Below are 24,164 nucleotides of genomic sequence, written 5' to 3'. Positions count from 1 at the left end.
GTAAGCTAAGCGAGCGCAAACAGCACGAAACGCAAGACAAGCAAGGTCCTGTAGAGCAGTTTGGAGTGCTCGCCACCCTGTCAAGGTGGAGGTCGCGGGTTCAAGTCCCGTCAGGACCGCTCTGGGTCAGGTAGCTCAGTTGGTACGAGCGTCCGCCTGAAAAGCGGAAGGTCGGCAGTTCGACCCTGCCCCTGACCACCAGCCTTGAACAGTCAAGATGCCCCGAAGCGAAGATCGCTCCGGGGCGTTTTTGTGTCCGCTGACGGCAACAAACGAAGCGGACGGTCATCTGCAGTCGGGGTGTGAGCACCGGATGAACGGCTGGCAGATCGCTACGGCTGTCGCGCCTATGCATCGCCATGTGACGGCTTGATCCTTTCTTGGCTGAAGTCAGTGACTTCACGAGAGAAAGGGCACGCTTCGACTCACTGAACAGGAGCCGACATCATCAGATAATCTGATTCTATGAAGGTGATGACTGCCACTGAAGCGTCTCGGAGCTTCGCCACGGTCCTAGACGAGGCGGAGCACGGGGAGACCATTGTGGTGACTCGTGGCGGGAAGCAAATCGCCGTGATCGGCCCTGCGCCCACTGCACCAGGGCGTATGGTCAAGGCGTTTCTCGCCAGAAGGGCCGGGACGCTGGACGCGGATTTCGAGGCTGATGTCGCGGCGGCCCGCGAGGCAATCGACGACGAGATGAGGGGCACGTGGCCCGACGCCTGATCCTGGACACGGGTGTGCTCATCGCGGCCGAGCGGGGCAAGGCGTCCGTGGACGCGGTGATCGAAGACCCCGATGATGTGGCGATCGCGGCGATCACTGTGGCGGAGCTGCTCGTCGGTGTGGAAATGGCCGATGCGGCTCGCCGGCCCAATCGGCAGGCCTTCGTGGATGAAGTCCTGGCGTTGATTCCAGTCGAGGAATACACGACAGACGTCGCCAGAGTCCATGCTCGTCTTATGGCGCATGTTCGACGAGAAGGTAAGTCTCGTGGCGCGTACGATCTCCTGATTGCGGCGACGGCCGCGGCCACCGCGAGAACAGTGATCACGATGGACGCCTCGGCCGCATTCGATGATCTTCCAGGCGTCCGTGCACAGGTGGTCCCCCGCTGAATGTCGACGGCAACGCTGACGGCAACGTCAGCCACCGGTCCTACACGGAAGGCACCACAGGCGGCCCCCAACCTCCTGGTCGCGGCCTGCCAACAGGCTGATTGCTACACCTGAAAAGCGGAAGGTCGGCAGTTCGGCCCTGCCCCTGACCACCACACTTCACCAGCCAAGATGCCCCGGACGGATTCCCGTTCGGGGCTTTTTGATCTCCTCTGACAGCAACAGTGACAGCGACGTCATTGATCGCGGGTGAGGATGGAGTGCATGGATTCCGTCGAGCAGAAGTTCCTTCTGATCGATGAGGATGATCAGGTTCTTGGGGTGTGCCTCGACGCTGAGGACATCTTCGTCGAGCCGACGGAGAGCGACGATGGCCTCACGGTAGCCGGACAAGTGAGCAGGCAGATTGCGACACCTGAAAAGCGGGAGCTTGGCAGTGCGACCCTGTCCCTGACCACCAGCGTCGAACAGCGCCGACATGACGGCGCTTCTGCTGGCCCGACGGGCCGCCGGAAGGCGGCCCCGGGGGCTGTCAGCGGGTGGTGCAGACGGTGCCGTTCAGGGTGAAGACGGATGGGAGGACGTTCGGGCCGGTGTAGTTGCCGACGAAGCCGATCGTGGTCGAGGCGCCGGTGGCGAGTGCGCCGTTCCCTGGCTCGTTGACCGCCTTTATCTGCGACCCCTCCTGCGTCCAGACGGCGCTCCAGCCGCTGCCCAGGCTCTGCCACGTTCTCGGCCAGCCGAAGGTGAGGGTCCAGCCGTTGACGGGGGCGCCGTTGTTGGTGATGTCGATGGCGCCGACGTATCCGCTGGCCCAGTCGGACTGGACGGTGAGCCGGACCGAGCAGGAGCTGGTGGCGGGGGTGCCGGTGGTGAAGGTCACCGGGGGCGAGGGCCAGGACTGCGTGCCGCCGCTGTCGCGGGCGATCACGTTGAGGGTGTACCGGGTGCCGGGCTTGAGGTTGTGGACGGTGAGGCTGGTGCCGGCGGTCTCGCCGAGTTGCTCGGTGACGGCGCCGTTCTGGCGGTGGACCTCGTACTTGGCGATCGGGCGCGAGCCGGGGGCGGCGGCGGGCCAGGTGATCGTGGCGGATCTGTCCGTCACGCCGGTGGCGGTGGGCTGGCCCGGGGCGCCGGGGCGGCCGGCCTGCTGGGTGGTGGGGCGCAGGACGATCGTGGTCAGGGAGAGCGGCGGCAGCGTCTGGGCGGTCGCGCTCCCGGTGGTGGACGTGGTGATGCTCTGGGCGCCGTTGGTGTGGGTCAGCACGGTGGGCGCGCCGGAGGCGGGGGTGAAGCCGGAGTAGCCGATCGCGGCCGGGTACGACGTGTCGGACGAGGTGTTGATCAGCATGACGGCCAGGTCGCCGTTGGGGCGGCGGGCGGCGTGCGCGGTGACCTTCGGCTGGTCGGTCGCGGCGCGGACGAACCGGTCGCCGGGGCGGGCGAACTTGCTCATCATCTGCAGCGCGTAGTACGGGGCGAAGGGCGTGTTGAGCGGCGGCTCGCAGACGCTGCCGTCGGAGGTGCACCCGCCGCTCGACAGCAGGCCGAAGTCGCCGTAGTCGGTGTGCCCCTCGACCTCGGTGACGGCGCCGATGCCGTTGTGCACGTTCCACCAGTCGACCGTGAACACCCCGTTGGCCAGCAGTGTCGCGTAGGCGTCGGCGGCGGCCAGCGCGCCGGGCTGGGTGTTCGTGCCGTTGCTGCTGCTGCCGGTGTTGAACTCGGTCATCGCGATGCCGATCCGCTCCGAGCCGGGCCCGGCGTATTTGGCGATCTGGTCGCGGGTGAGCTGGATCATGTCGGGGACGTGGCCGGTCCTGTCCAGGGCGCCGGGGTACCAGTGCAGGATGACGAAGTCGATCTTCGATCCGGCGGCGGACAGGACGACCTTGTTCCAGGTGCCGCTGTCGCCCTCGGCGACGATGGCGTCGGGCCAGTTGGCGGGCGTGGTCAGGACCGCGCCGATCTTGATGGTGGGGTCGACCGCCTTCATCGCGTCCGCGTAGGCCACGACGTGGCGGGCGTACTCGTTCGGGCTCTTGTCGGCGTGGTCGTCGGCCTCCCAGGCGGCGCCGTAGTGGCCGTTGCCGTAGTTCTCGTTGCCGATCTCCCAGTACTTGACCCCGTACCCCTTGGTGACGTTGGCGTGCCGGACCCAGGCCGCGGCCTCCTCGGCGGTGCCGGTGCCGTAGTTGGCCGTCACCATCGGTTGCGCCCCGGTACGGCGCACGCCGCGCATGAACGTGTCGAAGTCGGTGTCGGGCGCCACGTACCCGCCGGGGGCGGTGTGGTCGGCCCAGTGGTAGATGTCGGAGTAGGAGCCGCCGGGGTAGCGCAGCAGCTTCATGCCCGCGTCCTTGAGCAGGTCGGCGGTCGCGTCGGTGCCCAGGTTCGAGTCCCAGATCGCGTGGTTGGTGCCCAGGCCCGTCTCGGGGACGGCGGCGAGCGCGGCGCGGGCGTTGACGGTCACCGCGACGGGGGCGGGGTCGTCGGCGTACGCGCTGGGGGTGCTCAGGGCGGTCAGCGTCAGCAGGACGGCCAACGCGGCTCGTAAGGGGGTTTTCGGCATCGGCGCACCTCGCCATGAAACGCATGGATAGTGGTATTGCCTCGAAGCATCATGATCATGGGGCGTGGCCTGGCACCCGTCAATTACGGCTGAAACTTTCAGACCGGGGGCCGGATGCCATGATGGACCGGCCGGTCCGGCAGGGCGTACCGGTTACTCGGGCGGCGAGGCGAGGCTTCATGCGTCGGACACACATCCTCTTCGACTTCTTCGGCACGCTCGTCGAGTACTCGCCCAGCCGGACGGAGCAGGGCTACCGCTCCACCTACGCGCTGCTGCGCCGGCTCGGGGCGAGCCTGCCGTACGAGGAGTTCCTGGACGGCTGGTCGCGCACCTCGGCAGAGTTCGACCGGCTCAGCGACCTGGACGACCACGAGTTCTCGATGGCCGAGGCCGGCACGGCGTTCCTCGGCCGGGTGCTGCCGCACGAGCCGGCCCCGGCCGAGGTCGAGGAGTTCGTCACCCTTTACGTGGCGGAATGGAACACCGGCGTCCACTACCTGCCCGGCCTCTCGGGTCTCGTCGAGGAGCTGTCGGCCGGGCACCGGCTCGCCGTCGTGTCCAACACGCACCTTGCGACGCTCGTGCCCGGGCACCTGGCGGCGATGGGGCTGCTGGAGTCGTTCGACGCCGTGATCACCTCGGTCGAGGTCGGCTGGCGCAAGCCGCACCCGGAGATCTACGCCACCGCCCTCGACGTGCTGGGCATCGAGGCGTCCTCCGCCGTCTTCGTGGGCGACACCTACGGGCCGGACTTCGCGGGGCCCGAGCGCTGCGGCATGGCGGCGTACCTCATCGACCCCCACCGGCGGGCGGCGGTCCCGGAGGAGCGGCGGCTCGGATCCGTGTTCGACCTGCCGGACCGGCTGCTAACCTCCGCTCACTGAGCGGATGATCGTGAGGCGGTGCGGAATTGACCTTCAGCCACAACGACCACTACCACGGACGGCTCCTGCGCCTGGTGCCGCGCGGCGCCAGGACGGCGCTGGACGTCGGCTGCGGGACCGGCGGGTTCGCGCGCCGGCTCGCGGGCCGCGGGCTGGAGGTGGACGCGGTCGACCCGGCCGCGGAGGTGATCGAGGCGGCCGGCCCCGCGCCGGGCGTGCGTTACCACCACGCCGACATCACGGAGATGGAGCTGCCCGCGGGCCGCTACGACTACATCTCCTGCCTGGCGAGCATCCACCACGTGCCGTTCGGCACGGTCGCCAGGTTGCGGGACGCCCTGGCCCCCGGCGGCGTCCTGGCCGTCCTCGGCTGCTACTCGGAGGTGTCGGCGACGGACCACGCCTGGTCCCTGGCCGCCATCCCGGTCAACGCGGCCGCCAGGCTGGCGATGGCGGGCCGGGGCACCCCGAGCCCGGCGCCGGTCAAGCAGCCGGAGATGTCGCTGGCGGAGATCCGGCGGGAGGCGGCCGACCTGCTGCCCGGTGCCACCATCCGCAGGCTGCTCTTCTGGCGCTACCTGCTCGTGTACGGGCGGTGAGCGTGGAGCTGCTGCTGACCCGCGTGCGGGCCGCCGGGTTCGAGGCGGAGTCCGTACGCGTGGCTCCCGGCGGCGTGGTGGCGCTGGCGGGGCTGGTGACGCTGCGCGACGGCTCCGAGGTGTTCGCCAAGACGCTGCGCACGGCCGGCTCGGACCTCTTCGAGGTGGAGGCCGAAGGGCTGCGCGCGCTGCGCGAACTGGGCGGCGTGACCACCCCCGAGGTGCTGGCGGTGACGCCGGACCTGCTCGTGCTCGAACCGCTCCCGCCGCGCGGCGACGGGGAGCGGTTCTGGGAGGACCTGGCGCGTACGGTCGCCGCCCTGCACACCGCCACGACCGGCGACCGGTTCGGCTGGCACCGGGACGGCTGGCTGGGCCGCCTGCGGCAGGACAACACCTGGGACGACGACGGGCACGCCTTCTTCGCCGAGCGCCGGATCCTGCGCTGGCTGAGCGAGCCGGAAGTGGCGGCGGCGCTGGACCGCGAGGAGCGCCGTGCCCTCGAACGCCTCTGCGCCGCCCTGCCCGAGCTGCTGCCGCCGGCCCCGCCGGTGCTCACGCACGGCGACCTGTGGCTGGAGAACATCCTCTCCGCGCGGGCGGGCGGCCCGGCGCTGATCGATCCGGCCGTCTCCTACAGCTGGGCGGAGGCCGACCTCAGCATGTTGTGGTGCTCGCCGCGCCCACCGGCCTCCGAGCGCTTCTTCGAGGTGTACGCGGCCCTGGCGCCCCTGCCGAGCGGCTGGCAGGAGCGCATGCGGGTGTTCCACCTGCGGGAGCTGCTGAGCAGCATCGCCCACGACGACAACGCCAAGGAGTGCGCGCAGGCCGTGCGGGAGACCATCGCACCCTTCTAGTCGCGCCCTTCTACTAGTCGCACCCTTCTCGCGCCCTACAGCCGCGCCCGTCTAGTTGTACTTGTAGAGCCTCGTGGCCTTGCGGCGGCCGTGGTCGAACACCGAGGCGCGGTACATGCTGATGGACAGGTCGCCGTGCTCGGCCTTGCCGCAGGTGCCGACGCCGGCGAGCTGGTGGATCTCGAAGCGGGCGGTCGGGTCGCCGGCGACGAAGTACTCGGCGCGCGCCTGATACTCGTCGGCCGCGGTGTCGCAGGCGTAGACGTGGGTGTTGCGCTCGGAGAAGCAGGTGGTCGCGGCGCCCTTCGTCGAGGTGCACACCCTGGACTTGGCGCGGGCGGCGGCGGGGGTCGTGCGGGTGTCACGATTAACCGGATATTTCGCGACGTTGCGGACCGTCTTCCAGCGGCCGTACTTGACCCGGCGGTCGCCCTGGTAGAGGGCGGCGCGGAAGGTGACGGTCCTGCCGATCTCGCGGCTGCCGCGTACCTCGCCGTCGCGGCCCAGGTTGTGGATGACGTACTTGGTGCCGAGGTAGCCGTTCAGGTAGTACTCGACCGCGGGGTGGCGGCGGTCGTCGCTCGTGTCCTCGATCGTGATGCCGGGCCGGTCGCTGCCGTCGGGGCCCACGCACGCCTCCGCGCCCTTGAGCCGGGCGCACACCGGCTCGGCCTCGGCGGTCTTCGTGGTGGGCGCCACCGCGGGCACGTCCAGCCCGGCCGGTCGGGCCGACTCGGCAACGGTGGCCGTCTGGGCCGCCGGGCGGGGCGCGACCCTGGCCGCCGCCCCTTCGGCGCTTGCCGCGGTGGCCGCCATCACGACCGCCGCGACGAATATCCGTCGTAACGCCACTCCAACCTCACCAGCCTCATCAGTCGCAGTGCTATTGCCCTGATGTGACGCGGAAAATGAGGAGAAGGTTCCGAAATGGTGCGGGTGCGTTCAGCTCGTGTTCACGGAATTCCCCCTCCGCTTCGAGGTCAGGCTCGCCAGCAGGAGGAGCAGGGAGCTCTGTGCCAGCATGCCCGGCGCGAGCGGCGGGGCCGTCCCGACCGACTTCGTCAGCGCGTACCACCACTGGGTGAGCGGCGAGAACGAGTCCCAGCCGGGGTCCATCGCGCCCATGCCGTGGTTGACGGACACGTGCATGAAGACGCCGTACGCCGAGGCCACCAGGACGACCGCCGCGAGCACGCGTACGGCGGTGAGCGCGCGCCCGGAGTCGCGCAGCGCGAGCAGCACCAGTGCCACCGCGAGCAGCGCCAGGGCCACCCAGGGGATGAACTGGACGGGGCTCTGCCAGTGGCGTTCGAAGGCGAGCTCGAGGGCGGCGCCCACGATACCGATCGCGACCAGCGCCAGGAGCCCGAGCCGCAGGGCCGCGGTGCCGGCGGGGGCGAGCCGGCGTGTCGGCCGCTGGGTGGTCTGAGGGGGAGTTGAGGTCATGTGCGGGACCACCGTCCGGTGCGAGGGTCTCTTTCGCCTCCAACGTCTCCGCGCATCCTCAGAGTACTCTCAGCGAATTCTGAAGATCTGGTGAGAACTCAGGTCGCCTCGCGCCTCAGCACGGCGTCGAACAACCTGGGCCAGCTCGGCGGCGTCCTCACCCGCGTGGTGCGTGTGCGGCACCCCCTCCAGGCCCAGCCGCCGCTTGATCTTCCCCTTGTGCGTCTCCACCCACTCGCAGCCGGTCAGCCCCATCCAGTAGCTCCGCAGGTCCACCCCTGAGCCGGTCGCCCCGAACGGGCTCTTCCCGGTGAACCGCAGGAAGTACCAGTGCACGAACATGCCGTCCCACACCGCGGGCGCGGCCAGGAACACCGGCCGCCCGATCTTGCGCAGGCCGTTCACCCAGCGGGCGGCCGCCGCCATCGCCACCTCAGGGGGCGGCGCCTCCCGCAGCAGCCGGTCGCGGTCGAGCCCGGAGACGGCCAGCGCCTCGGGCACGAAGTCGTCGGAGATCGGCCGCAGCTCCGTGTAGAACGTGAGGTGCTCCCGCCCGGCCACGGCCATGCCGAGGGAGATCATGCTGTACGGCCCGGGAATGGGCCCGTCTGCCTCGACGTCCACGGCGACGTACAACTCAGGAAGTTCGGACACGGCCGAAAGAATAGCTGCACGACATCTTCACGACATCCGCACACGGGCCTGGTGGATCCGGCGGGCCGCACGGGGTGTGCTCGGAAGCGACACCGTCTCGTCAAGGAGGCATCCGTGCGAAATACGCTGGCATGCTCCCGGGGGCGTGCTGAAGAGTGACGTCATGACGGAAAAGAGCCGCCATATTCCGCTGGTTTCTCCGGAGCACGCCAAGCGGATTCGCCGCTGGCACGAGAACGCCTATCGCGCGGCCCAGGAGGAAGGCGCCGCGGAGCGGACTTTCCGCTATTTGGGCCGGACCCTCGTGGTGCCGCCCGGCGTGCAGCCCATCACCCGCATGTCGCACCTTCTCGGCGAGGCCGTGCTGGCCGAGGTCAAGGAGGGTGATCGCGTGCTCGACATGGGCACAGGCAGCGGGGTCAACGCCGTCCTGGCCGCCTCCACGGCCGCCGAGGTGCTGGCCGTGGACATCAACCCGCTGGCCGTCGAGACGGCGCGGGCCAACGCCGAGCGCAACGGCGTCTCCGTGACCGTGCGGGAGAGCGATGTCTTCAGCGCGGTCGAAGGCGAATTCGACCTGATCGTTTTCGACCCGCCGTTCCGCTGGTTCGCGCCCCGGGATTTGCCGGAGGCCGCCATCACCGACGAGAACTACCGGGCCCTTACCGAGTTCTTCCAGGACGTCCGGAGCCATCTCGCGCCGGGCGGCCGGATGCTGGTGTTCTTCGGCACTTCCGGGGACCTGGAATATCTGCGGACATTGGCGCGCGAGGCCGGTTTCGCCGCCGAGGTCGTGGCGCGAAAGGGCCTCGTGCGGGACGGCTGGCAGGTCGATTACTACACATTCCGCATGAGGGTGGGTGCCGCTGGTGGCGAATTGGATTGACCAGCCGATCGTGGATCCCGCCGTTCCCCCGCGGGATCGCCGGCGCATGACCGGAGCGCCGTTGCTCCTGCTCGGGCGGCCCGACCCCGAGCCGCCGCGATGGGCGCGCCGCCTGTTCGCCGTGGGCGCGGCCTGCGCCGCCGCGGTCGGCGCCGTGCTCGCCGCGGTCGCGTTCGACACCGGCCACGAGAACGCCGGCCTGGCCACCATGATGGTCTTCCTCACCTCGCTCCTGTTCGTCGGCGTCTCCCGCCCGAACCTGGGCAGCCGGCTGCGCCGCCAGTACGCCGGCCGCTACGTCATCCCCGCCGAGCTGGACGACCCCGCCCTCGACCTGGTGGCCCGGGCCAGGAAGGCGATCGCGGACGTGTCCGCCTCCCGCGTGCACCGCCGGGGCCTCCTCGACGTCATCGCCAACGACATCGTGCTGCCGGAGCGCCTCTGGGACGTCGCCCGCCTCGTACGCGTCCAGGCCGACCTGCGGGCCGAGCAGGCGGAGGCGATGGAGGAGGTGATGACCCCCGAGCTCTCCGCGGTCCTGGCGCCCCAGCGGGAGGCGCTGAGCCGCTCGGTGGCGGCGGTCACGGAGCGGGTGTGGGAGCTGGAGTCGTACGCGGCCCGCGTGCGGGCGGCGGACGCGGCGCTGCGGGCGGGCGACCTGCAGAAGAGCAACGACAGGTACGTCGACCTCCTGGCCCAGACCGGCGACACGGACGGCCTGCGCGCCCTGACCGCCCAGGCGGACGCCCTGACCAGGACCCTGCGCGAAGCCATCGCCGCCGGTCAGACCCTGGGCGCCACCCGGCCCCCGCCCTGATCCCCCGGCCCGCCTACGACGGCCCGCCTACGAAGCCCCACCTACGACGGCCCGCCTACGACGATCCGTCCCGCGTCGCCCGGTCGAAGATCTCGACGAGCTCGTCCGCGCAACCCTCGGGGTCGAGCCGCTCGGCCACCCCGTCGATGGAGGCCCGCAGCACCGTGCTCATCAGCTCGGCGTCGAACTCCCGGAACGCCCCCGCCCGCTGCCCGCCCTCGAACAGCTCCGCCAGCCACCCGTCCGCCGCCTGCTCGCCGGTGTTGCAGGCGATCTGCCGCAGCGCCCGTACGTGCTCGGGCCGGGCGGCGGCGAAGTCGAGGCTCGCCCTGATGTACGCCGCCAGCCCCGCCCGCTCCCACCCCTGCGCGCCGGCCTCACGGCGCGCGGCCGCGTCGAGGGCCGGACGCACAAAGGCCGCCGCCTCCGCCAGCACCACCGTCGCGAGCAGCTCCTCCTTGCCCGCGAAGTGATAGGAGATCAACCGCTTGCTGCTGAGCCCCGCGTGCGCGCAGATGGCCTCGAACGTCGTCCCCGCGTAGCCGCGCCGCGCCAGCACGGCGATCGTGGCCGACACGATCTGGTCCCTGCGCCTCGCTGAACCCGCGAGGCGCCTCGCGGGCATCTCCATGTCAGTCCAGACTGCCACGTCAACCCCGTGAACACCCCCACCCCCACTTACTCAATGGGATAAGAGAGTGCAAATGTGATCGGTACGGCCCAGCCGTACCGATCACTGAAACCGGAGAAAGCTCTCACATGTTGATCATGTGGCCGGCCAGCCCGTGGATGGCCTCCTTGACCGCCTCGCCGAGCGTCGGGTGCGCGTGCACGTTGCGCGCGACCTCGTGCACGGTCAGGTCCCACTGCTGCGCCAGGGTCAGCTCCGGCAGCAGCTCGGTCACCTCGGGCCCGATGAGGTGCGCCCCGAGCAGCTCGCCGTGCGTGTTGTCGCTGATGATCTTCACGAAGCCGGCGCTGTCGCCCAGCCCGTGCGCCTTGCCGTTGGCCGTGAAGGGGAACTTCGCCACCTTCACGTCATAGCCCAGGTCCCGGGCCTGCGCCTCGGTGTGGCCGAAGCTGGCCACCTGCGGCTGGCAGTAGGTCGCCCGCGGGATCATCACGTAGTCGAGCTCCATGGTCTCCGCGCCGGCGATCGTCTCGGCGGCGATGATGCCCATGGACTCCGCGGCGTGCGCCAGCATCAGCTTGGCGGTGACGTCGCCGATGGCGAAGATGTGCGGCACGTTCGTACGCAGCCGCCCGTCCACCGCGATCGCGCCCCGGTCGGTCAGCGCCACGCCCGTCTTCTCCAGCCCGTAGCCCTCGACGCGCGGCTGGAACCCGATGGCCTGCAGCACCTTGTCCGCCTCGAGCACCTGCGTCTGGTCGCCGCGGGTGACGGTGACCTTGACGGAGGAGCCGGCGTCCTCGATGCCGTCCACGCGGGTCGAGGTCAGCACCTCGATGCCGAGCCGCTTGTAACGCTTGGCCAGCTCGGCCGACACCTCCTCGTCCTCCAGCGGCACGATCCGGTCGAGGAACTCCACGATCGTCACCTTGACGCCGTAGTTGTGCAGCACGTACGCGAACTCCACGCCGATGGCGCCGGCGCCCGCGATGATGATGCTGCCCGGCAGCTCCTCGGTGAGGATCTGCTCCTCGTACGTCACGACCCGCTCCGACAACTGCGTGCCCGGGATCAGCCTGGTGCTGGCCCCGGCGGCGATGATGCAGTTGGAGAACGTGATCGTCTCGCCGTTCGCCTGGATGGTGTTGGCGTCCAGGAACGTGCCCCGGCCGTCGTACTCGGTGATGGCGTTCTTCTTCATCAGGTAGTGAACGCCCTTGACCCGCCCGTCGGCCACCTTGCGGCTGCGCTGGAAGGCCGCGCCGTAGTCGAAGGTGACCTCGCCGCTGATGCCGAAGGTCTTGGCCTCGCTGGTGAAGATGTGGGCGAGCTCCGCGTTGCGCAGCAGCGCCTTGGACGGGATGCAGCCCACGTTGAGGCAGACGCCACCCCAGTACTTCTCCTCGACGACCGCGGTGCGCAGTCCGAGCTGGGCGGCGCGGACCGCGGCCGTATATCCTCCTGGACCCGCGCCGAGAACGACGACGTCATAGTGAGTGCTCATGAGTCGGACCATACCGTCCGGCCGTGGCTGCCCCCGAACTCAGACCTCCACCTTGTACGACAGACTGAGCTCATCAGCGGGAACACCGCGAATTCCCCAGTTGACCTTGGGCATCTCAATGATCGTGATCTCCACGTCCTCGGGGTCGTACCCCGACTTCTCGTAGATCTCCCGGATCAGCGCCCGCTTGGCGTCGTCGCTGCGGCCCGTGAAGCAGACCACCTCGATGATCAGATAGCGCTCGCTCCGCTGCGGGCAGACGAAGTCGTCGGCCTCCAGCAGCAGGAACCGGTGGAACCGCTTCTCCTCGGGCAATCCCCACGCGCTCACCAGGCACGACTGGAGCAGGTCGGAGACCTCCCGCTGCCGCCCGGCCCACACGTCCCTGCGTCCGTAAACCTTCACCTGAGCCATGCCGGCCAATACTAGGTCGGCCAATATAGAGGGCGTGATCCGCATACTCCTGGCCGACGACGAGGCCATGATCAGGGCGGGGGTCCGGGCGATCCTCCAGTCCGACCCCGAGCTGGACGTCGTGGCCGAGGCGGGCGACGGCAGGCAGGCGGTGGACCTGGCCATCAGCCACCGCCCCGACGTCGCGCTCCTGGACATCCGCATGCCCAGGCTCGACGGGCTGGCCGCCGCGGCCGAGATGCGCAGGGTCGCGCCGGGCACGGCCGTGGTGATGCTGACCACGTTCGGCGAGGACGACTACATCGCCAAGGCGCTCGACGTCGGGGCCAGCGGGTTCCTGCTCAAGTCGGGCGACCCGCGCGAGCTCATCGCCGGGATCCACGCGGTGGCCGACGGCGCGGCGTACCTGTCGCCCAAGGTCGCCCAGCGCGTCATCAGCCGGCTGGCGGGTGGCCGGATGGCCAGGGGCGCGGTGGCCCGCGACCGCATCGAGGCGCTCACCGAGCGCGAGCGGGAGGTCCTCGCCCTGGTCGGCGCGGGGATGTCCAACGCGGAGATCGCCCGCGAGCTGCACATCGTGGAGGGCACCGTGAAGGCGTACGTGAGCGCCATCCTCACCCGCCTCGACGTACGCAACCGCGTGCAGGCCGCGATCATCGCCCACGAGGCCGGCTTGGTAGCCTGACCCGTGATGTATCACCTCGTGTTCTCGCAGGTCTTGCGGCGTTTCGACGCCGAGGCCGTGCACCGACTCACCGTGAGCGCCCTGGCGCTCCTCGCCCGGCTGCCGCTGATCAAGCGGCTGCTGCACCGGGTGCTCGCGCCGCACGACCCGGCCCTGCGGGTGACCGCGTTCGGCGTGCACTTCCCCGGCCCGCTCGGGCTGGCCGCCGGCTTCGACAAGGACGCCGCCTGCGCGGAGGCCGTCGCCGCGCTCGGCTTCAGCCACGTCGAGGTCGGCACCATCACCGCCCACGGCCAGCCGGGCAACCCGCGCCCCCGCCTGTTCCGGCTGGTACGGGAGCGGGCGGTGATCAACCGGATGGGCTTCAACAACTCCGGCGCGCTCGCCGCCGCCCGCCGGCTGCGCCGCCCGCGCGGCGTGCCGGTCGTGGTCGGGGTGAACATCGGCAAGACCAAGGTGATCCCGGAGGCCGAGGCCGCGGCCGACTACGTGGCCAGCGCCAAGGCCCTGGCCCCGCTGGCCGACTACCTGGTGGTCAACGTCAGCTCGCCCAACACGCCCGGGCTGCGCAACCTGCAGGCGGTCTCGCTGCTGCGCCCGCTGCTCACCGCGGTCAAGGAGGTGGCCGACGCCACGCCCCGCCGCACCCCGCTGCTGGTCAAGATCGCCCCCGACCTGGCCGACGAGGACGTCGACGCGGTCGCCGAGCTGGCCATGGAGCTGGGCCTCGACGGCATCATCGCGACCAACACCACGATCAGGCACGGCGGCGAGACCGGCGGCCTGTCGGGCCGGCCGCTCAAGGGCCGCTCCCTGGAGGTCCTGCGGCGCCTGCGCGCCAAGGTCGGCGACCGCCTCACGCTGGTGTCGGCGGGCGGCGTGGAGGACGTGGACGACGTCTGGGAGCGCATCCTCGCGGGCGCGACCCTGGTCCAGGGCTACACGGGCTGGATCTACGGCGGCCCCTTCTGGGCCGCGCGCATCCACCGGCAACTCCAGCGCCGCGTACGCCGCCACGGCCTCAAGTCCGTCACGGAGGCCATCGGCCGCACGGCGTGACGCCCGAAGCATCTCCTATCGTGGGACGAATGATCGAACAAGTGGTGCTCGCGGGCGACGTCACACTCCGCCCGGCGACCGAGCACGACGCGGAGCCCCTGCTCGCCGCCTACCTCCGCAACCGCGACCACCTCAAGCGCTGGGAGCCCCGCCGGCCCGAGGAGTTCTACACCCTGCCGGGCCAGGCCGAACGCCTCAAGAGCCTGCTCGCGCAGCAGGCCGCGGGCCAGGCGGTGGCGTGGGTGCTCGCCGACGGCGACCGCGTCGTGGGCCGCATGACGCTCAGCAACATCGTCAGGGGCCCGTGGCTCAGCGCCGACCTCGGCTACTGGACGGACGCCGGCTACACCGGCCGCGGCCTGGCCACCAGGGGCACGCAGGAGGTGTGCCGGCTGGCCGACCAGGAGCTGGGCCTGCACCGGATCGCGGCGAGCACCCTGGTCGACAACCTGGCCTCCCAGAGCGTCCTGCTCAAGTGCGGCTTCGAACGGTACGGCACCGCCCGGCACTACCTCGAGATCGACGGCCGGTGGCAGGACCACCACCTGTTCCAGCGCATACTCAACGACCGCCCGGCCTTCTAGGCGTCACATGCTGGGCCGGGTCGACTCGGCGTCGTGCGTCATCTCGTCGATGCGGGCCATCACGTCCACGACCCGTACCCCGCTGGGCCGGTGCGGCCGCCGCCGCTGCCAGGGGTGCGGCCCCGCCTGGGGACGATATTCGACCCCGATGGCGTCCAGCCGCCCGAGGTGCTCCGCCAGCCGCTCGTCGAAGCCCGACGGTCCGGGGCCCGCCCAGGCCACCTCCGCCAGCGCGCAGGCCCGGGGCCACAGGCGATAGTCCACCGTACGCGCGTCCGGTACCCGCTCGGTCCAGAGCTGCGCCTGCACGCCCATGACGCGCGCCCGCTCCTCCTCCGTCCAGTCGGCCGGCGCCGGCTCGAACGCCGCCACGTCCGCCACCGTGATCGCGTCCCCGATGGCCATCGGCTCGTCGGGGGAGGAGGCCTCGGCGTAGTCGAAGTACAGCGGGAACACCGGCGTCGCCACCACGTCGTGCCCGGCGGCGGCCGCCCGCCGGCCCACGCCCATGCCGCGCCACGGCATGACGATCGTGTCCTGCCGCAGCCCGCCGCTGACGAACGCCTCGTCCCACACCACGGCGCGCGCGCCCCGCTCGGCCAGCGCGTCCGCCAGCTGCCGCAGGAACCACGCCTGCAGGTCGTTGGCCGTCTCCAGCCCGAGCGACGCGCGGTAGGCGCCGATCTCCGCCGAGGCCGCCCAGTGGTCGAGCACGACCTCGTCGCCGCCGATGTGCACGTACGGGGCCTCGCCCAGGGCGCCGATCAGCTCGTCGAAGATCGTGGTCAGGAACTCCACGGTCGGCGGCAGCGGCGACAGGATCGCGGGGGAGATGCCCCAGCGGTCGAGCACGTCGTGCCGCTCCCCGGTGGCCCCGAACGCCGGGTAGGCCGCCAGGATCGCCGAGGCGTGCCCGGGCACGTCGATCTCGGGGACGATCGTGACGCAGCGGGAGCGGGCGTACGCGCCCATCTCGGCCAGGTCGTCCAGCGTGTAGTAGCCGCCGTGCGGGACGTCGTCGTACGCGTCCGGCTCGCGGTAGTAGTTGGTCGCCGTCCGCGGCCGGTGCGAGGACACCTCGTGCAGCAGCGGGTAGGCCCGGCTCTCCACCCGCCACCCCTGGTCGTCCACCAGGTGCAGGTGCAGCCGGTTGAGCTTGTGCATCGCCATCAGGTCGATCAGGCGGAGGATCTCCCGCTTGGGGAAGAAGTGCCGCGCCACGTCCAGGTGCAGCCCCCGCCAGGCGAAGCGCGGCGCGTCCTCGATCCGCACCCCCGGAACGGGCCACGACGAGCCCTCGGAGAACCGGTAGGAGGCGTCGGGCAGCAACTGGTGCAGCGACTGCGCCGCGTAGAACGCCCCCGCCCGCCCGCCGGCCACGATCTCCACGCCCCGCGACCCCACAGCCAGCCGGTACGCCTCCTCGCCCAGCCCCGGATCCCGCCGGACGTCGATCTCGCCCGAGTCGCCGGGACGGAGGTCGAGCCCGGGAAGCGCCAGGCGTACGGCGTCGACCAGGTCGCCGGACACCGTCGCGCCCGAGGTCAGCACGTAGGAAGCGGAAAGATCAGCGAGCAGCTCTGGACGAGGAATCATGCTTCGAGATAGTGCTGCAATCCGTTCGCCAGCGCCAGGGCGATCTTCTGCCGGAACGCCGGGCTCTGCAGCTTGGCCGCGTCACCGGCGTTGCGCATGTTGCCGGTCTCGATGAAGACCTTCGGCACCGTGGACAGGTTGAGCCCGCCGAGGTCGTTGCGGTAGTCGAGCGCCTTGCGGCCGATGTAGGTGGAGTAGGCGATCCCCGTGCCCTTCCGGTACGCGTCGCGCACGGCGATCCCGAGCTCGCTGGAGGCGCCCACCACCCTGTCCACCGGCCCGTTGATCTTCCTGGGCATGATGACGTGGAAGCCGTGGTTGCCCGGCGCGGAGCCGTCGGCGTGCACGGAGATCGCCGCGTCCGCCCTGGCCGCGTTGCCGATCGCGGCCCGCTCGGTGATGCACGGGCCGACGCCGTTGTTGCTGGTCCTGGTCAGCTTGACCGTGGCGCCCCGGCGTTCGAGGATCCTGACCATCCGGTTCGAGACGTCCCACGTGAAGGCGGCCTCGCTGTAGCCGCTGTTCGTGGAGGTGCCGGTCGTGTCGCAGGCCTTCTTCTGGGTCAGCACGTCGACCTGGCGGTTGATCACCTTCGGGTTGCGGTAGTTGGCGCCGTTGTGGCCGGGATCGATGACGATGACCTTGCCGTCGAGCGGCTTGGCCGCCGGCGGCGCCTCCTTCGCGGTGGCGGAGGAGGGAGAAGCCTGCCCCGCCGCGGTCGCGGGGGCGGCCTGACCTGCCGCGGCGCCACCGGAGCCGGTGCCGCCACACGCGGAGGCGATCAGGCCGCAAACGGCGAGGACTGTGGCTGGTAGAGCACGCATGCCGTCCAACTTACGGCAAACCAGGAGCTCAAGCCCGTCTTATACCAAGCGTGGCGCAGGGCGCCAGCCGTACGTCCTCACCAGACGTGTTCGCCGACCTCCTGCCGTTCGAGCAGGGCGGCCAGTTCCCGCGCGTCCTCGGCGTCGAGGCCGAGAACGACGCGGGGGCGGCCCCACGGATGGTCGAGCGAGTGGGCGACATAGCTGGCGACCGACTCCGCGCCGCCATCGGTGCCCCGCCCCCTGCCCGCCCGCCAGTGTCCCCAGGCGCGTTCGAGCTCGGCGGCCGCGCGCTGGGCGCAGGACACCAGTTCCGGATCACGCATGACTGTTCCCCCTGGATCAGATCGTGACCGGACCGAATCCGGCCACAATTAGCATGACCCTGACGAGTAAACCGCCGTGCGGCCGCGCCTCCACACGGCTTGACCCAGCTTTAACCGGCTCTTAGACCGGACCCGTGCTTCGTCGCACGATCAGCTCAGGACGCACCTCCCGCAGGCGCGCGCCCTTGGCCGGATCTCCGATCCGGTCGCTCAGCAGCGCGGCCGCCGACCTGCCCATGGTCCGGCGAGGCTGGTCGACCGAGGTGAGCGAGATCTGGCGGGAGGCCGACAGGTGCGTGTTGTCGTAGCCCACCACCGAGAGGTCTTCGGGGACGCGCAGGCCCAGCTCGCTCGCGGCGGAGAGCACGCCGAGCGCGACCACGTCATTGGCGGCGAAGATCGCCGTGGGCCTGGGGTCGCGGCTCAGCAGCGCGATCGCCGCCTCCCTGCCGCCGTCCTCGGTCGAGTCCGCGGCCTCGACCATGATGTAGGGCGCCAGCGAGTGCCTGCGCATCGCCACGAGGTAACCCTCGCAGCGCGACGACCGCCGGCCCTCGATGTGCGCGATCCGCTTGTGGCCGTGCTCGACCAGGTGGTCGATGGCCAGGCGGGCGCCGAGCTGGTCGTCGTCGACCACGATGTCGACGCCGTCGAGCTCGATGTCACGTTCCCCTACGACGACGGTCGGGGTGTAGGCGGTGGCCTCGATCAGCGTCTCGCTGGTCGGCGCGATGCCGAGCAGGACCAGCCCGTCGACCCTGAGCTCGAGGAAGGCCTCCACGGCCTCGTCCTCGAACGCGGGGTCCCACTGGCTGTTCCCGATCAGCATGCGCAGGCCGTCGCCGTGCAGGCTCTCCTGCAGACCGTCGAGGAACTCGGCGTAGAACGGGTTGTGCAGGTCGGCCACGAGCGCGCCGACCAGATGCGTACGGCCTTCCACCAGGCTCCGCGCGACCGCGTTCGGCCGGTAGCCGAGCTCGCGGGCGGCCTGCAGCACGGCCTGGCGCCGGTGCTCGCTCACGTGCGGGGATCCGCGCAGCACGAGAGAGACCAGCGATTTGGACACGCCGGCTCGTTCGGCGACGTTACGGATGGTCGGTCTGGGCCGAGGCAGTGCGTCTACCTCTCTGAGCTCAGCGATGGTTGAAGTGTTGACGGGCGGTCCTGACATGTGTCTCCCCCGCGATGCGGATATGGGCACCTGTCTGACCAAACGATCGAGTTAGCCGCAGGGTACGGCCTTCGTTACGGATTGGCTTAACCTCCGTCCCCAAAGGCGGATATTGACTGCACAGTCGCACGTCAGCTATTGGGTACGGCGTCGGATAATGTGCAGGTGTGACACCCGGGAAGTCAGCCGAGACGGCACGGCCGGCACGGCGCAGGCTCAGCGTGGACCGGCGTCGGGAAGAGCTCATGGCGGCGGCGCTGGAGCTGTTCAGCACCCGCGACGCGGAAGACGTCTCGATCGACGACGTGGCCTCGGCGGCGGGAGCTTCGCGGGCCCTGGTCTATCACTACTTCGGCGGCAAGCAGGAGCTCTACGTGGCCGCGCTGAGGAGCGCGGCGGATCAGCTGGAGTCCCGGCTGCGCCCGCACGAGGGCGGCCGGCCGCTCGACGAGCTGGCCTCCGGGCTCAAGCGCTACTTCGACTTCGTCGAGGAGCACGCCGCCGGCTTCGCCGCGCTCCTGCGCGGCGGCCCGGCCAACAGGACCGGTGAGGTGGGCGAGATCGTCGACGGCGTGCGCCGACGGTTGTTCCGCCTCATCCAGAAGCAAATGGGCGTCGAAGAGCCGAGCCCGGTGCTTCGCACGACTCTGCGGTCGTGGATCGCCTCCGTCGAGACCGCCGGCCTCGACTGGCTGGAACATCGCGACATCGAGCGGCCGACCCTCGAGAAGCTGCTGGTCGAGCACATGGTCGCGCTGCTCGGTGTCGCCGCCGCCCACGACGGCGACGTCGCCAGGCTGCTCGATCAGCTGGCGTAGCGCCGGAAGATCCGGCACGGCGACGGAAGCGGTGGGAAGAGTGGCGCCGGGCGGGCGGCGCCAACTTCCCGTGCGACGTCAAGTCGTCACAGCGGTGGACCCTGCCCACTGACGGCCTGGTCCACCCCTTCAAACCCCCCTGAGGTCCGTGACGACCCTCCAGCTACTCGGAACGCTGCTGCGGAATCCCCGCGAGCAGTGCGCGAACCTCGGTCTCCCGGTAACGCCGATGACCGCCGAGGGTACGAATCGACGTCAACTTGCCCGCCTTGGCCCACCGCGTAACGGTCTTGGGGTCGACCCTGAACATGGTCGCGACCTCAGCGGGCGTGAGCAGTGGCTCGGCCTCGGGTGTACGAGCTGACATTTGTGCGGCCTCTCCTCCGTGTGGACCGGCTTAGCGATCCTGTGACTGCCTTTGCGCGTGTCACGGATGTCCCCCTATGGCGCAGAGCGTGCGGCTTTTCTGAGCCATATGCGGCATCACCCGATGTGACCATACCGCCACGCAGAGCGATTGGCGAGCCCTTCTTTGACCCAACTGCCCGCCCCCGTGGCGATGTCACGCTCGGTGATTCTAGCGACACGGTTCGTGGTATCGCAGTGAAAACGGCAAACTACTCAGTTCGCAGAAGAGAGCAGCCGCGAGACGTGACCTACTCATGCAGGTCAGACGGCCGTATTGGGGTTCAGTTGGCAGATTCCAGCAGTTGCATTGACTTCCACCGCAGGATGACCCTCTGGTACATGGCGTAGGCAAGTTCTTCTTGACCCGTGTCCAGGCCCGTCAGGGCCGCCGAGAGCTCGGCGACGGACTGGTCGGCCTGCAGCGCGTCGTCGTCCATGAGGTGCACGAGCCCGCCGTAGTCGAGCTCCACCAGCGAGTGCGGGTGGAACTCCTCCAGCCACCTGGCGATGTCCTCCACGTCGAAGTTGGCCGAGACGTCGCCCAAGTGGCGGCGCAGCACGTTGAGGGCGCGCGCCGCCCGCCTCCTGGCCTGTGCCATGGAGGTGACGTAGATCAGATTACGCCCCGTAGTGGTGGTCACGTCCTGTCCCGGGTTCGCGGAGCCGAGCACCAGCCAGCGCTCGTTTCCATCAAACGGCACGAACCACGATGGCGGCACATGCCACGCCGTGGTGCGAATGTGCGTGCGCAACGCGGCCGAACCGGCCTTCCGCTTGTACCGGTCGAAGTCGTCGGCCGTCTGGTCGGCGATCGTCTTGGGCACGAGGTGGTCCATCAGTTTCACAGGTGTGGTGCCACGAAGCCGTGAGAACGCCAGCCACGAACGCAAACGGGTCTGCCAAGGACACACGTACAGGCGGTCCTCAACACGCCGCAGATAGGCGTTGGGGCTCTCCTGGGCGGGAACGGGTTGAGGGGGCATGCCGAGCAGGCGCATGACGGACTCGCCATGCTCCGCATTGAGCGCGTTCGCGCGCCGAGGGCGGTCACGCGAGTCGGCATAGTCGGCCCACACCTTGCGCTCGGACTCGGCGAACGCGGTCAGTGGCTCATAGACACGGAGGTAGGCGGCATAGGGCAGCACGGAGGCATCGTGTCACGAAGCGAACCTGCGTGCATCGTTGTGGCTTACTACTCTGTGAGGTGATCTCCGCCCGCGACGGAGCGGCGGACCGGACAGGGAGTCACTACCGTGACCGACGTCTTCGGAGCGTCCCACAAAGACGCCCACGAGCAGGTCGTTTTCTGCGCTGACGAGCAGAGCGGCCTTCGAGCCATCATCGCCATCCACAACACGGCGCTGGGCCCGGCCCTTGGAGGCACGAGGTTCTATCCGTACGAGAGCGAGCAGGCGGCCCTGGCCGACGTGCTCAACCTGGCCAAGGGCATGGCCTACAAGAACGCGCTGGCCGGCCTCGACCACGGCGGGGGCAAGGCCGTCATCATCGGCGACCCGGCCCGCGACAAGAGCGAGGCGCTGCTGCGCGCCTACGGCAGATTCGTCCAGTCGCTCGGCGGGCGCTACGTCACCGCCTGCGACGTGGGCACCTACAGCGAGGACATGGACGTCATCGCCCGCGAGTCGCGCTTCGTGACCGGCCGCTCGCTCGCCCACGGCGGCGCGGGTGACTCCTCGATCCTCACGGCGTTCGGCGTGTTCCAGGGCATGCGGGCCTCGGCCGAGCGGGTGTACGGCACGCCGTCGCTGCACGGCAGGAGGGTCGGCGTCGAGGGGGTCGGCAAGGTGGGCCACCGCCTGGTCGAGCTCCTGCGCGAGGACGGCGCCGAGGTGGTGATCTGCGACGTGAACCCCAAGGCGGTGGAGCGGGTGCGGCTGCGCCGTCCCGAGGTCGACGTGGTGGCCGACGCGCGAGCCCTGATGACGTCCGACATCGACGTCTTCGCGCCCTGCGCGCTCGGCGGCGCGCTCGACGACGTCACGGTGGCCGAGCTCCGGGCGCAGATCGTCTGCGGCGCGGCGAACAACCAGCTCGCCCACCCCGGCGTCGAGAAGCAACTCGCCGAGCGGGGGATCCTGTACGCGCCCGACTATGTCGTCAATTCCGGAGGCGTGATCCAGGTCGCGGACGAGATCGAGGGCTTCGACATGGATCGTGCCAGGTCGAAGGCGACCCAGATCTATGACACGACTCTGAAGATCTTCGGGATCGCGGCCGACGAGGGCGTTCCTCCCGCGGTCGCAGCGGATAGGCTGGCCGAGCGCAGAATGTCGGAAGTCGGGCGTATTCGGGGCATTTGGCTAGGCCACTGACGCCCCGCGCCCATACGACGTACCGAGCTGGGCACAAAACAGGTACGGTAATAGGCGAACGATAGGCTGACGCCCAAAGTCAGGCGGCGTCAGTGTGTGGTGCGTTAGCGACGAGGGGTCGGGGACGACCCCACACGAGGGGGTCGAGCCAATGGGGCGCGGCCGAGCAAAGGCCAAGCAGGTCAAGGTTGCTCGCCAGCTGAAGTACAACAGCGGTGGCACGGATCTTGACCGTCTTCGCGACGAACTCGGGGTCGGAGACTCCAGCCGCAATGACGACGCCGACGACCTCAATGATGAGCTGGCGGATCGCTATGCCGATTACGCCGATGACTATGGGACCGGAGACGACGACGACGGCCGTACGTCCGGTCGCCGATAGCCGTTTCGGTTGACGTGGCCGAGGACCCGGCGAAGGGTGCCGGATCCTCGCTCACGCTCGTCGGGCCCCACGGGTAACCGTGGGGCTTTCGTCACGTGGTCGGGCGGTTGAGGAAGGCCTCGATGACAGGGGCGATCTCGGGCAGCTTCTCCTCCAGCGCGAAGTGTCCCGTGTCGAACACGCGCACCTCCGCCTCGGGCAGGTCCCGCCGGTAGGCGTGGGCGCCCGGCTCGAGGAAGATCGCATCGCCCCGGCCCCACAGCACCAGCGTGGGCGGCCGGTGCCGGCGCAGCCATGCCTGCCAGGCGGGATAGAGCCGCACGTTGCTCCGGTAGTCCAGCGCCAGGGCGAGCTGTGCCTCCTTCCGTCCGGGCAGGTCCAGGAAGTGCTGGTCGAGCGTCCAGCCGTCGGGTGAGACCAGCGAGGGGTCGGTGGTGCCGTCCTCGTACTGGCCGCGCGTGGCGGGCAGGGTGAACAGCCCGCCCAGGTCCCTGGCCGGGGCGTGGATCGTCTTTCTGGCGAGCTCCGACAGCCCCTCCTCGTAGGCGTTGGCGTTCTGCACGATCAGCGCCGAGATCCACTCCGGGTGCCGCGTGGCCAGCCGGAACCCGACCGGCCCGCCGAAGTCGAAGGCGTACAGCACGAAAGGCGCGAGCCCGGCCCGCTCCACGAACCCCTCCATGACGTCGGCGAGCCGCTCGAAGGAGTAGGAGAAGCCCTCGGGTGCCCGCGTGTGCCCGGACCCGGGGTAGTCGGGCGCGATCAGCCGGTGCCGGCCGCCGCCCAGCGCGTCCATGAGCCGCCGGTACTGGTGTGACGCCGACGGGAATCCGTGCAGCAGCAACACCGGCTCGCCGTCGGCGGGCCCGGCCTCCCGGTAGAAGACTTGTACGTCGCCGACGTCCACGAACCCATGCCGGACCTGCGGAATGTCCATGCCACATGCCTCTTCTCGGTGAGGAGGCATTAGTTATAGCGCGAGACCCACCTAATGTGTCAATCCCCGCATGTAGCATTAGGGCATGGAGTTGCTGACAGGTGAGCCGCTGGCGCTTGATCTGGTGAACACGCGTGCCCGCCTGCCCTCGGGGGCCGACTACGACGCCCTGGACGAGGTGGACGACTTCCACGCGTGGCTGGAGCGGCAGTCCGGCCGGCTCACGGTGCCCGAGGCCCGTCTCGGGCCGCCGGACCTGGCCGCGGTGCGTGAACTGCGGGGACATGTGGTGGCGACGCTGGAGGCGGTGCGGCAGGCGACCCCGCCGCCGCCCGGGTCGGTGGCCGCGCTCAACGAGGCTCTGCGGAGCGCGCCGGCGTACCCGTGCATGGAGGCGCGGGGCGCCGTGCTCGCGCGCGGCAGCCGGCGGGACGGCACGCCACTGACCCGCCTGCTCACGGAGCTGGCCGAGGCCGCGCTGGCCCTGCTCACCGACCCGAACGTGGGCAAGGTGCGGGGCTGCGAGGCGCCGGACTGCCGGATGCTCTTCCTCCCGGCCCACCCGCGCCGCCGCTGGTGCTCACCGGACCTGTGCGGCAACCGGATCCGCGTGGCGCGCTATTACCAGCGGCACAAATCCACGTGATCCGCCCGTG

The 24,164-nt window shown here is 69.9% G+C and carries 29 protein-coding genes and 2 tRNA genes; 16 read left to right on the top strand and 15 right to left on the bottom strand.

The window, feature by feature from the left end; genetic code table 11:
- Positions 1-44: 44 nt before the first annotated feature.
- The 4 genes from ACTWPW_RS11915 to ACTWPW_RS11900 all read left to right on the top strand — a co-directional run bounded on the left by ACTWPW_RS11915 (position 45) and on the right by ACTWPW_RS11900 (position 1,118).
- Positions 45-119, top strand: a tRNA-Asp gene (locus ACTWPW_RS11915).
- Between the two features lie 5 nt (positions 120-124).
- A tRNA-Phe gene (locus ACTWPW_RS11910) sits at positions 125-201 on the top strand.
- A 264-nt stretch (positions 202-465) separates the two neighbouring features.
- Positions 466-726, top strand: coding sequence for a type II toxin-antitoxin system Phd/YefM family antitoxin (locus ACTWPW_RS11905; protein WP_103963733.1), 261 nt, complete (start codon positions 466-468; stop codon positions 724-726).
- Positions 711-1,118 carry a PIN domain-containing protein gene (locus ACTWPW_RS11900; RefSeq protein ID WP_375117958.1) on the top strand — a complete coding sequence of 136 codons (408 nt, stop codon included), beginning with the start codon at positions 711-713 and terminating at the stop codon, positions 1,116-1,118. Before ACTWPW_RS11905 ends, ACTWPW_RS11900 begins: the two co-directional genes overlap by 16 nt.
- A 159-nt stretch (positions 1,119-1,277) precedes the next feature.
- Here the strand turns inward: ACTWPW_RS11900 and ACTWPW_RS11895 are convergent, their stop codons facing one another.
- Positions 1,278-1,598: a hypothetical protein gene (locus ACTWPW_RS11895; RefSeq protein WP_443168711.1), complete on the bottom strand. Its 321-nt coding sequence runs from the start codon at positions 1,596-1,598 to the stop codon at positions 1,278-1,280.
- Between the two features lie 52 nt (positions 1,599-1,650).
- Positions 1,651-3,690 (bottom strand): cellulose binding domain-containing protein, encoded by a 2,040-nt coding sequence (locus ACTWPW_RS11890; RefSeq protein WP_443168710.1) that lies wholly within the window; start codon positions 3,688-3,690, stop codon positions 1,651-1,653.
- 179 nt (positions 3,691-3,869) lie between these two features.
- Here ACTWPW_RS11890 and ACTWPW_RS11885 point away from each other — a divergent pair, with 179 nt between their 5' ends.
- The 3 genes from ACTWPW_RS11885 to ACTWPW_RS11875 are packed head-to-tail and all read left to right on the top strand — an operon-like array spanning position 3,870 to position 6,033.
- A complete protein-coding gene (locus ACTWPW_RS11885; RefSeq protein ID WP_443168709.1) occupies positions 3,870-4,577 on the top strand; it encodes an HAD family hydrolase in 708 nt (235 codons plus the stop codon).
- 26 nt (positions 4,578-4,603) lie between these two features.
- On the top strand, positions 4,604-5,176 hold the full coding sequence (locus ACTWPW_RS11880) for a class I SAM-dependent methyltransferase (protein WP_375117962.1): 573 nt from the start codon (positions 4,604-4,606) through the stop codon (positions 5,174-5,176).
- On the top strand, positions 5,173-6,033 hold the full coding sequence (locus ACTWPW_RS11875) for a fructosamine kinase family protein (protein WP_443168708.1): 861 nt from the start codon (positions 5,173-5,175) through the stop codon (positions 6,031-6,033). Before ACTWPW_RS11880 ends, ACTWPW_RS11875 begins: the two co-directional genes overlap by 4 nt.
- Positions 6,034-6,084: 51 nt before the next feature.
- Here ACTWPW_RS11875 and ACTWPW_RS11870 read toward each other — a convergent pair whose 3' ends face one another.
- The 3 genes from ACTWPW_RS11870 to ACTWPW_RS11860 all read right to left on the bottom strand — a co-directional run bounded on the left by ACTWPW_RS11870 (position 6,085) and on the right by ACTWPW_RS11860 (position 8,133).
- A complete protein-coding gene (locus ACTWPW_RS11870; RefSeq protein ID WP_443168707.1) occupies positions 6,085-6,885 on the bottom strand; it encodes a hypothetical protein in 801 nt (266 codons plus the stop codon).
- A 90-nt stretch (positions 6,886-6,975) separates the two neighbouring features.
- A complete protein-coding gene (locus ACTWPW_RS11865) occupies positions 6,976-7,479 on the bottom strand; it encodes a hypothetical protein (protein ID WP_375117965.1) in 504 nt (167 codons plus the stop codon).
- A 69-nt stretch (positions 7,480-7,548) separates the two neighbouring features.
- Positions 7,549-8,133, bottom strand: a complete 585-nt coding sequence (locus tag ACTWPW_RS11860; RefSeq protein WP_443168706.1) for an exonuclease — start codon at positions 8,131-8,133, stop codon at positions 7,549-7,551.
- Between the two features lie 163 nt (positions 8,134-8,296).
- Here ACTWPW_RS11860 and ACTWPW_RS11855 point away from each other — a divergent pair, with 163 nt between their 5' ends.
- Both ACTWPW_RS11855 and ACTWPW_RS11850 read left to right on the top strand, forming a co-directional pair.
- Positions 8,297-9,019 carry a methyltransferase gene (locus ACTWPW_RS11855; protein WP_443168705.1) on the top strand — a complete coding sequence of 241 codons (723 nt, stop codon included), beginning with the start codon at positions 8,297-8,299 and terminating at the stop codon, positions 9,017-9,019.
- Positions 9,020-9,065: 46 nt separating this feature from the next.
- Positions 9,066-9,836: a hypothetical protein gene (locus ACTWPW_RS11850; protein ID WP_443168704.1), complete on the top strand. Its 771-nt coding sequence runs from the start codon at positions 9,066-9,068 to the stop codon at positions 9,834-9,836.
- 55 nt (positions 9,837-9,891) lie between these two features.
- Here ACTWPW_RS11850 and ACTWPW_RS11845 read toward each other — a convergent pair whose 3' ends face one another.
- The 3 genes from ACTWPW_RS11845 to ACTWPW_RS11835 all read right to left on the bottom strand — a co-directional run bounded on the left by ACTWPW_RS11845 (position 9,892) and on the right by ACTWPW_RS11835 (position 12,385).
- Positions 9,892-10,413, bottom strand: a complete 522-nt coding sequence (locus tag ACTWPW_RS11845; protein ID WP_443168703.1) for a TetR/AcrR family transcriptional regulator — start codon at positions 10,411-10,413, stop codon at positions 9,892-9,894.
- Between the two features lie 178 nt (positions 10,414-10,591).
- The gene (gene lpdA, locus ACTWPW_RS11840) at positions 10,592-11,971 is read right to left on the bottom strand and encodes a dihydrolipoyl dehydrogenase (protein ID WP_443168702.1); all 1,380 of its coding nucleotides are present in this window, start codon (positions 11,969-11,971) and stop codon (positions 10,592-10,594) included.
- A gap of 39 nt (positions 11,972-12,010) precedes the next feature.
- Positions 12,011-12,385, bottom strand: coding sequence for a tautomerase family protein (locus tag ACTWPW_RS11835; protein ID WP_364124525.1), 375 nt, complete (start codon positions 12,383-12,385; stop codon positions 12,011-12,013).
- A 34-nt stretch (positions 12,386-12,419) separates the two neighbouring features.
- Here ACTWPW_RS11835 and ACTWPW_RS11830 point away from each other — a divergent pair, with 34 nt between their 5' ends.
- The 3 genes from ACTWPW_RS11830 to ACTWPW_RS11820 are packed head-to-tail and all read left to right on the top strand — an operon-like array spanning position 12,420 to position 14,713.
- Positions 12,420-13,070, top strand: coding sequence for a response regulator (locus ACTWPW_RS11830; RefSeq protein ID WP_375117971.1), 651 nt, complete (start codon positions 12,420-12,422; stop codon positions 13,068-13,070).
- 6 nt (positions 13,071-13,076) lie between these two features.
- A complete protein-coding gene (locus ACTWPW_RS11825) occupies positions 13,077-14,129 on the top strand; it encodes a quinone-dependent dihydroorotate dehydrogenase (RefSeq protein ID WP_443168701.1) in 1,053 nt (350 codons plus the stop codon).
- Between the two features lie 29 nt (positions 14,130-14,158).
- A complete protein-coding gene (locus ACTWPW_RS11820; protein WP_375117973.1) occupies positions 14,159-14,713 on the top strand; it encodes a GNAT family N-acetyltransferase in 555 nt (184 codons plus the stop codon).
- 3 nt (positions 14,714-14,716) lie between these two features.
- Here ACTWPW_RS11820 and ACTWPW_RS11815 read toward each other — a convergent pair whose 3' ends face one another.
- The 4 genes from ACTWPW_RS11815 to ACTWPW_RS11800 all read right to left on the bottom strand — a co-directional run bounded on the left by ACTWPW_RS11815 (position 14,717) and on the right by ACTWPW_RS11800 (position 18,630).
- Complete coding sequence (locus ACTWPW_RS11815; RefSeq protein WP_375117974.1) at positions 14,717-16,309, bottom strand: beta-N-acetylhexosaminidase; 1,593 nt, start codon at positions 16,307-16,309, stop codon at positions 14,717-14,719.
- Positions 16,306-17,133, bottom strand: a complete 828-nt coding sequence (locus ACTWPW_RS11810) for an N-acetylmuramoyl-L-alanine amidase (RefSeq protein ID WP_443168700.1) — start codon at positions 17,131-17,133, stop codon at positions 16,306-16,308. The genes ACTWPW_RS11815 and ACTWPW_RS11810 overlap by 4 nt, the downstream gene beginning before the upstream one ends.
- A 77-nt stretch (positions 17,134-17,210) precedes the next feature.
- A complete protein-coding gene (locus tag ACTWPW_RS11805; protein WP_364124509.1) occupies positions 17,211-17,459 on the bottom strand; it encodes a hypothetical protein in 249 nt (82 codons plus the stop codon).
- 121 nt (positions 17,460-17,580) lie between these two features.
- Positions 17,581-18,630, bottom strand: coding sequence for a LacI family DNA-binding transcriptional regulator (locus tag ACTWPW_RS11800; protein WP_375117976.1), 1,050 nt, complete (start codon positions 18,628-18,630; stop codon positions 17,581-17,583).
- 221 nt (positions 18,631-18,851) lie between these two features.
- On the opposite strand from ACTWPW_RS11800, the gene ACTWPW_RS11795 reads away from it, so the two are divergent.
- The gene (locus ACTWPW_RS11795; protein ID WP_443168699.1) at positions 18,852-19,448 is read left to right on the top strand and encodes a TetR/AcrR family transcriptional regulator; all 597 of its coding nucleotides are present in this window, start codon (positions 18,852-18,854) and stop codon (positions 19,446-19,448) included.
- Between the two features lie 163 nt (positions 19,449-19,611).
- Here ACTWPW_RS11795 and bldC read toward each other — a convergent pair whose 3' ends face one another.
- Together bldC and ACTWPW_RS11785 are read right to left on the bottom strand one after the other, a co-directional pair.
- Positions 19,612-19,815 carry a developmental transcriptional regulator BldC gene (gene bldC, locus ACTWPW_RS11790; protein WP_013133571.1) on the bottom strand — a complete coding sequence of 68 codons (204 nt, stop codon included), beginning with the start codon at positions 19,813-19,815 and terminating at the stop codon, positions 19,612-19,614.
- Between the two features lie 322 nt (positions 19,816-20,137).
- On the bottom strand, positions 20,138-21,001 hold the full coding sequence (locus ACTWPW_RS11785) for a hypothetical protein (protein WP_364124503.1): 864 nt from the start codon (positions 20,999-21,001) through the stop codon (positions 20,138-20,140).
- Between the two features lie 108 nt (positions 21,002-21,109).
- Between ACTWPW_RS11785 and ACTWPW_RS11780 the strand changes: the two genes are divergently transcribed.
- Entirely contained in the window at positions 21,110-22,189 is a 1,080-nt protein-coding gene (locus ACTWPW_RS11780; RefSeq protein ID WP_443168698.1) for a Glu/Leu/Phe/Val family dehydrogenase, read from the top strand.
- A gap of 151 nt (positions 22,190-22,340) precedes the next feature.
- Positions 22,341-22,571 carry a DUF3073 domain-containing protein gene (locus ACTWPW_RS11775; protein ID WP_364124497.1) on the top strand — a complete coding sequence of 77 codons (231 nt, stop codon included), beginning with the start codon at positions 22,341-22,343 and terminating at the stop codon, positions 22,569-22,571.
- Positions 22,572-22,662: 91 nt separating this feature from the next.
- Here ACTWPW_RS11775 and ACTWPW_RS11770 read toward each other — a convergent pair whose 3' ends face one another.
- The gene (locus ACTWPW_RS11770) at positions 22,663-23,508 is read right to left on the bottom strand and encodes an alpha/beta fold hydrolase (protein WP_375117978.1); all 846 of its coding nucleotides are present in this window, start codon (positions 23,506-23,508) and stop codon (positions 22,663-22,665) included.
- 85 nt (positions 23,509-23,593) lie between these two features.
- Between ACTWPW_RS11770 and ACTWPW_RS11765 the strand changes: the two genes are divergently transcribed.
- The gene (locus tag ACTWPW_RS11765) at positions 23,594-24,154 is read left to right on the top strand and encodes a CGNR zinc finger domain-containing protein (RefSeq protein ID WP_443168697.1); all 561 of its coding nucleotides are present in this window, start codon (positions 23,594-23,596) and stop codon (positions 24,152-24,154) included.
- Positions 24,155-24,164 lie beyond the last annotated feature (10 nt).

The sequence above is a fragment of the Nonomuraea sp. KM90 genome, from assembly GCF_052246675.1.
Lineage (GTDB): Bacteria > Actinomycetota > Actinomycetes > Streptosporangiales > Streptosporangiaceae > Nonomuraea.
The sequence above is the reverse complement of the archived record's forward strand: the minus strand, read 5'-3'. Positions and strand labels throughout refer to the sequence as shown.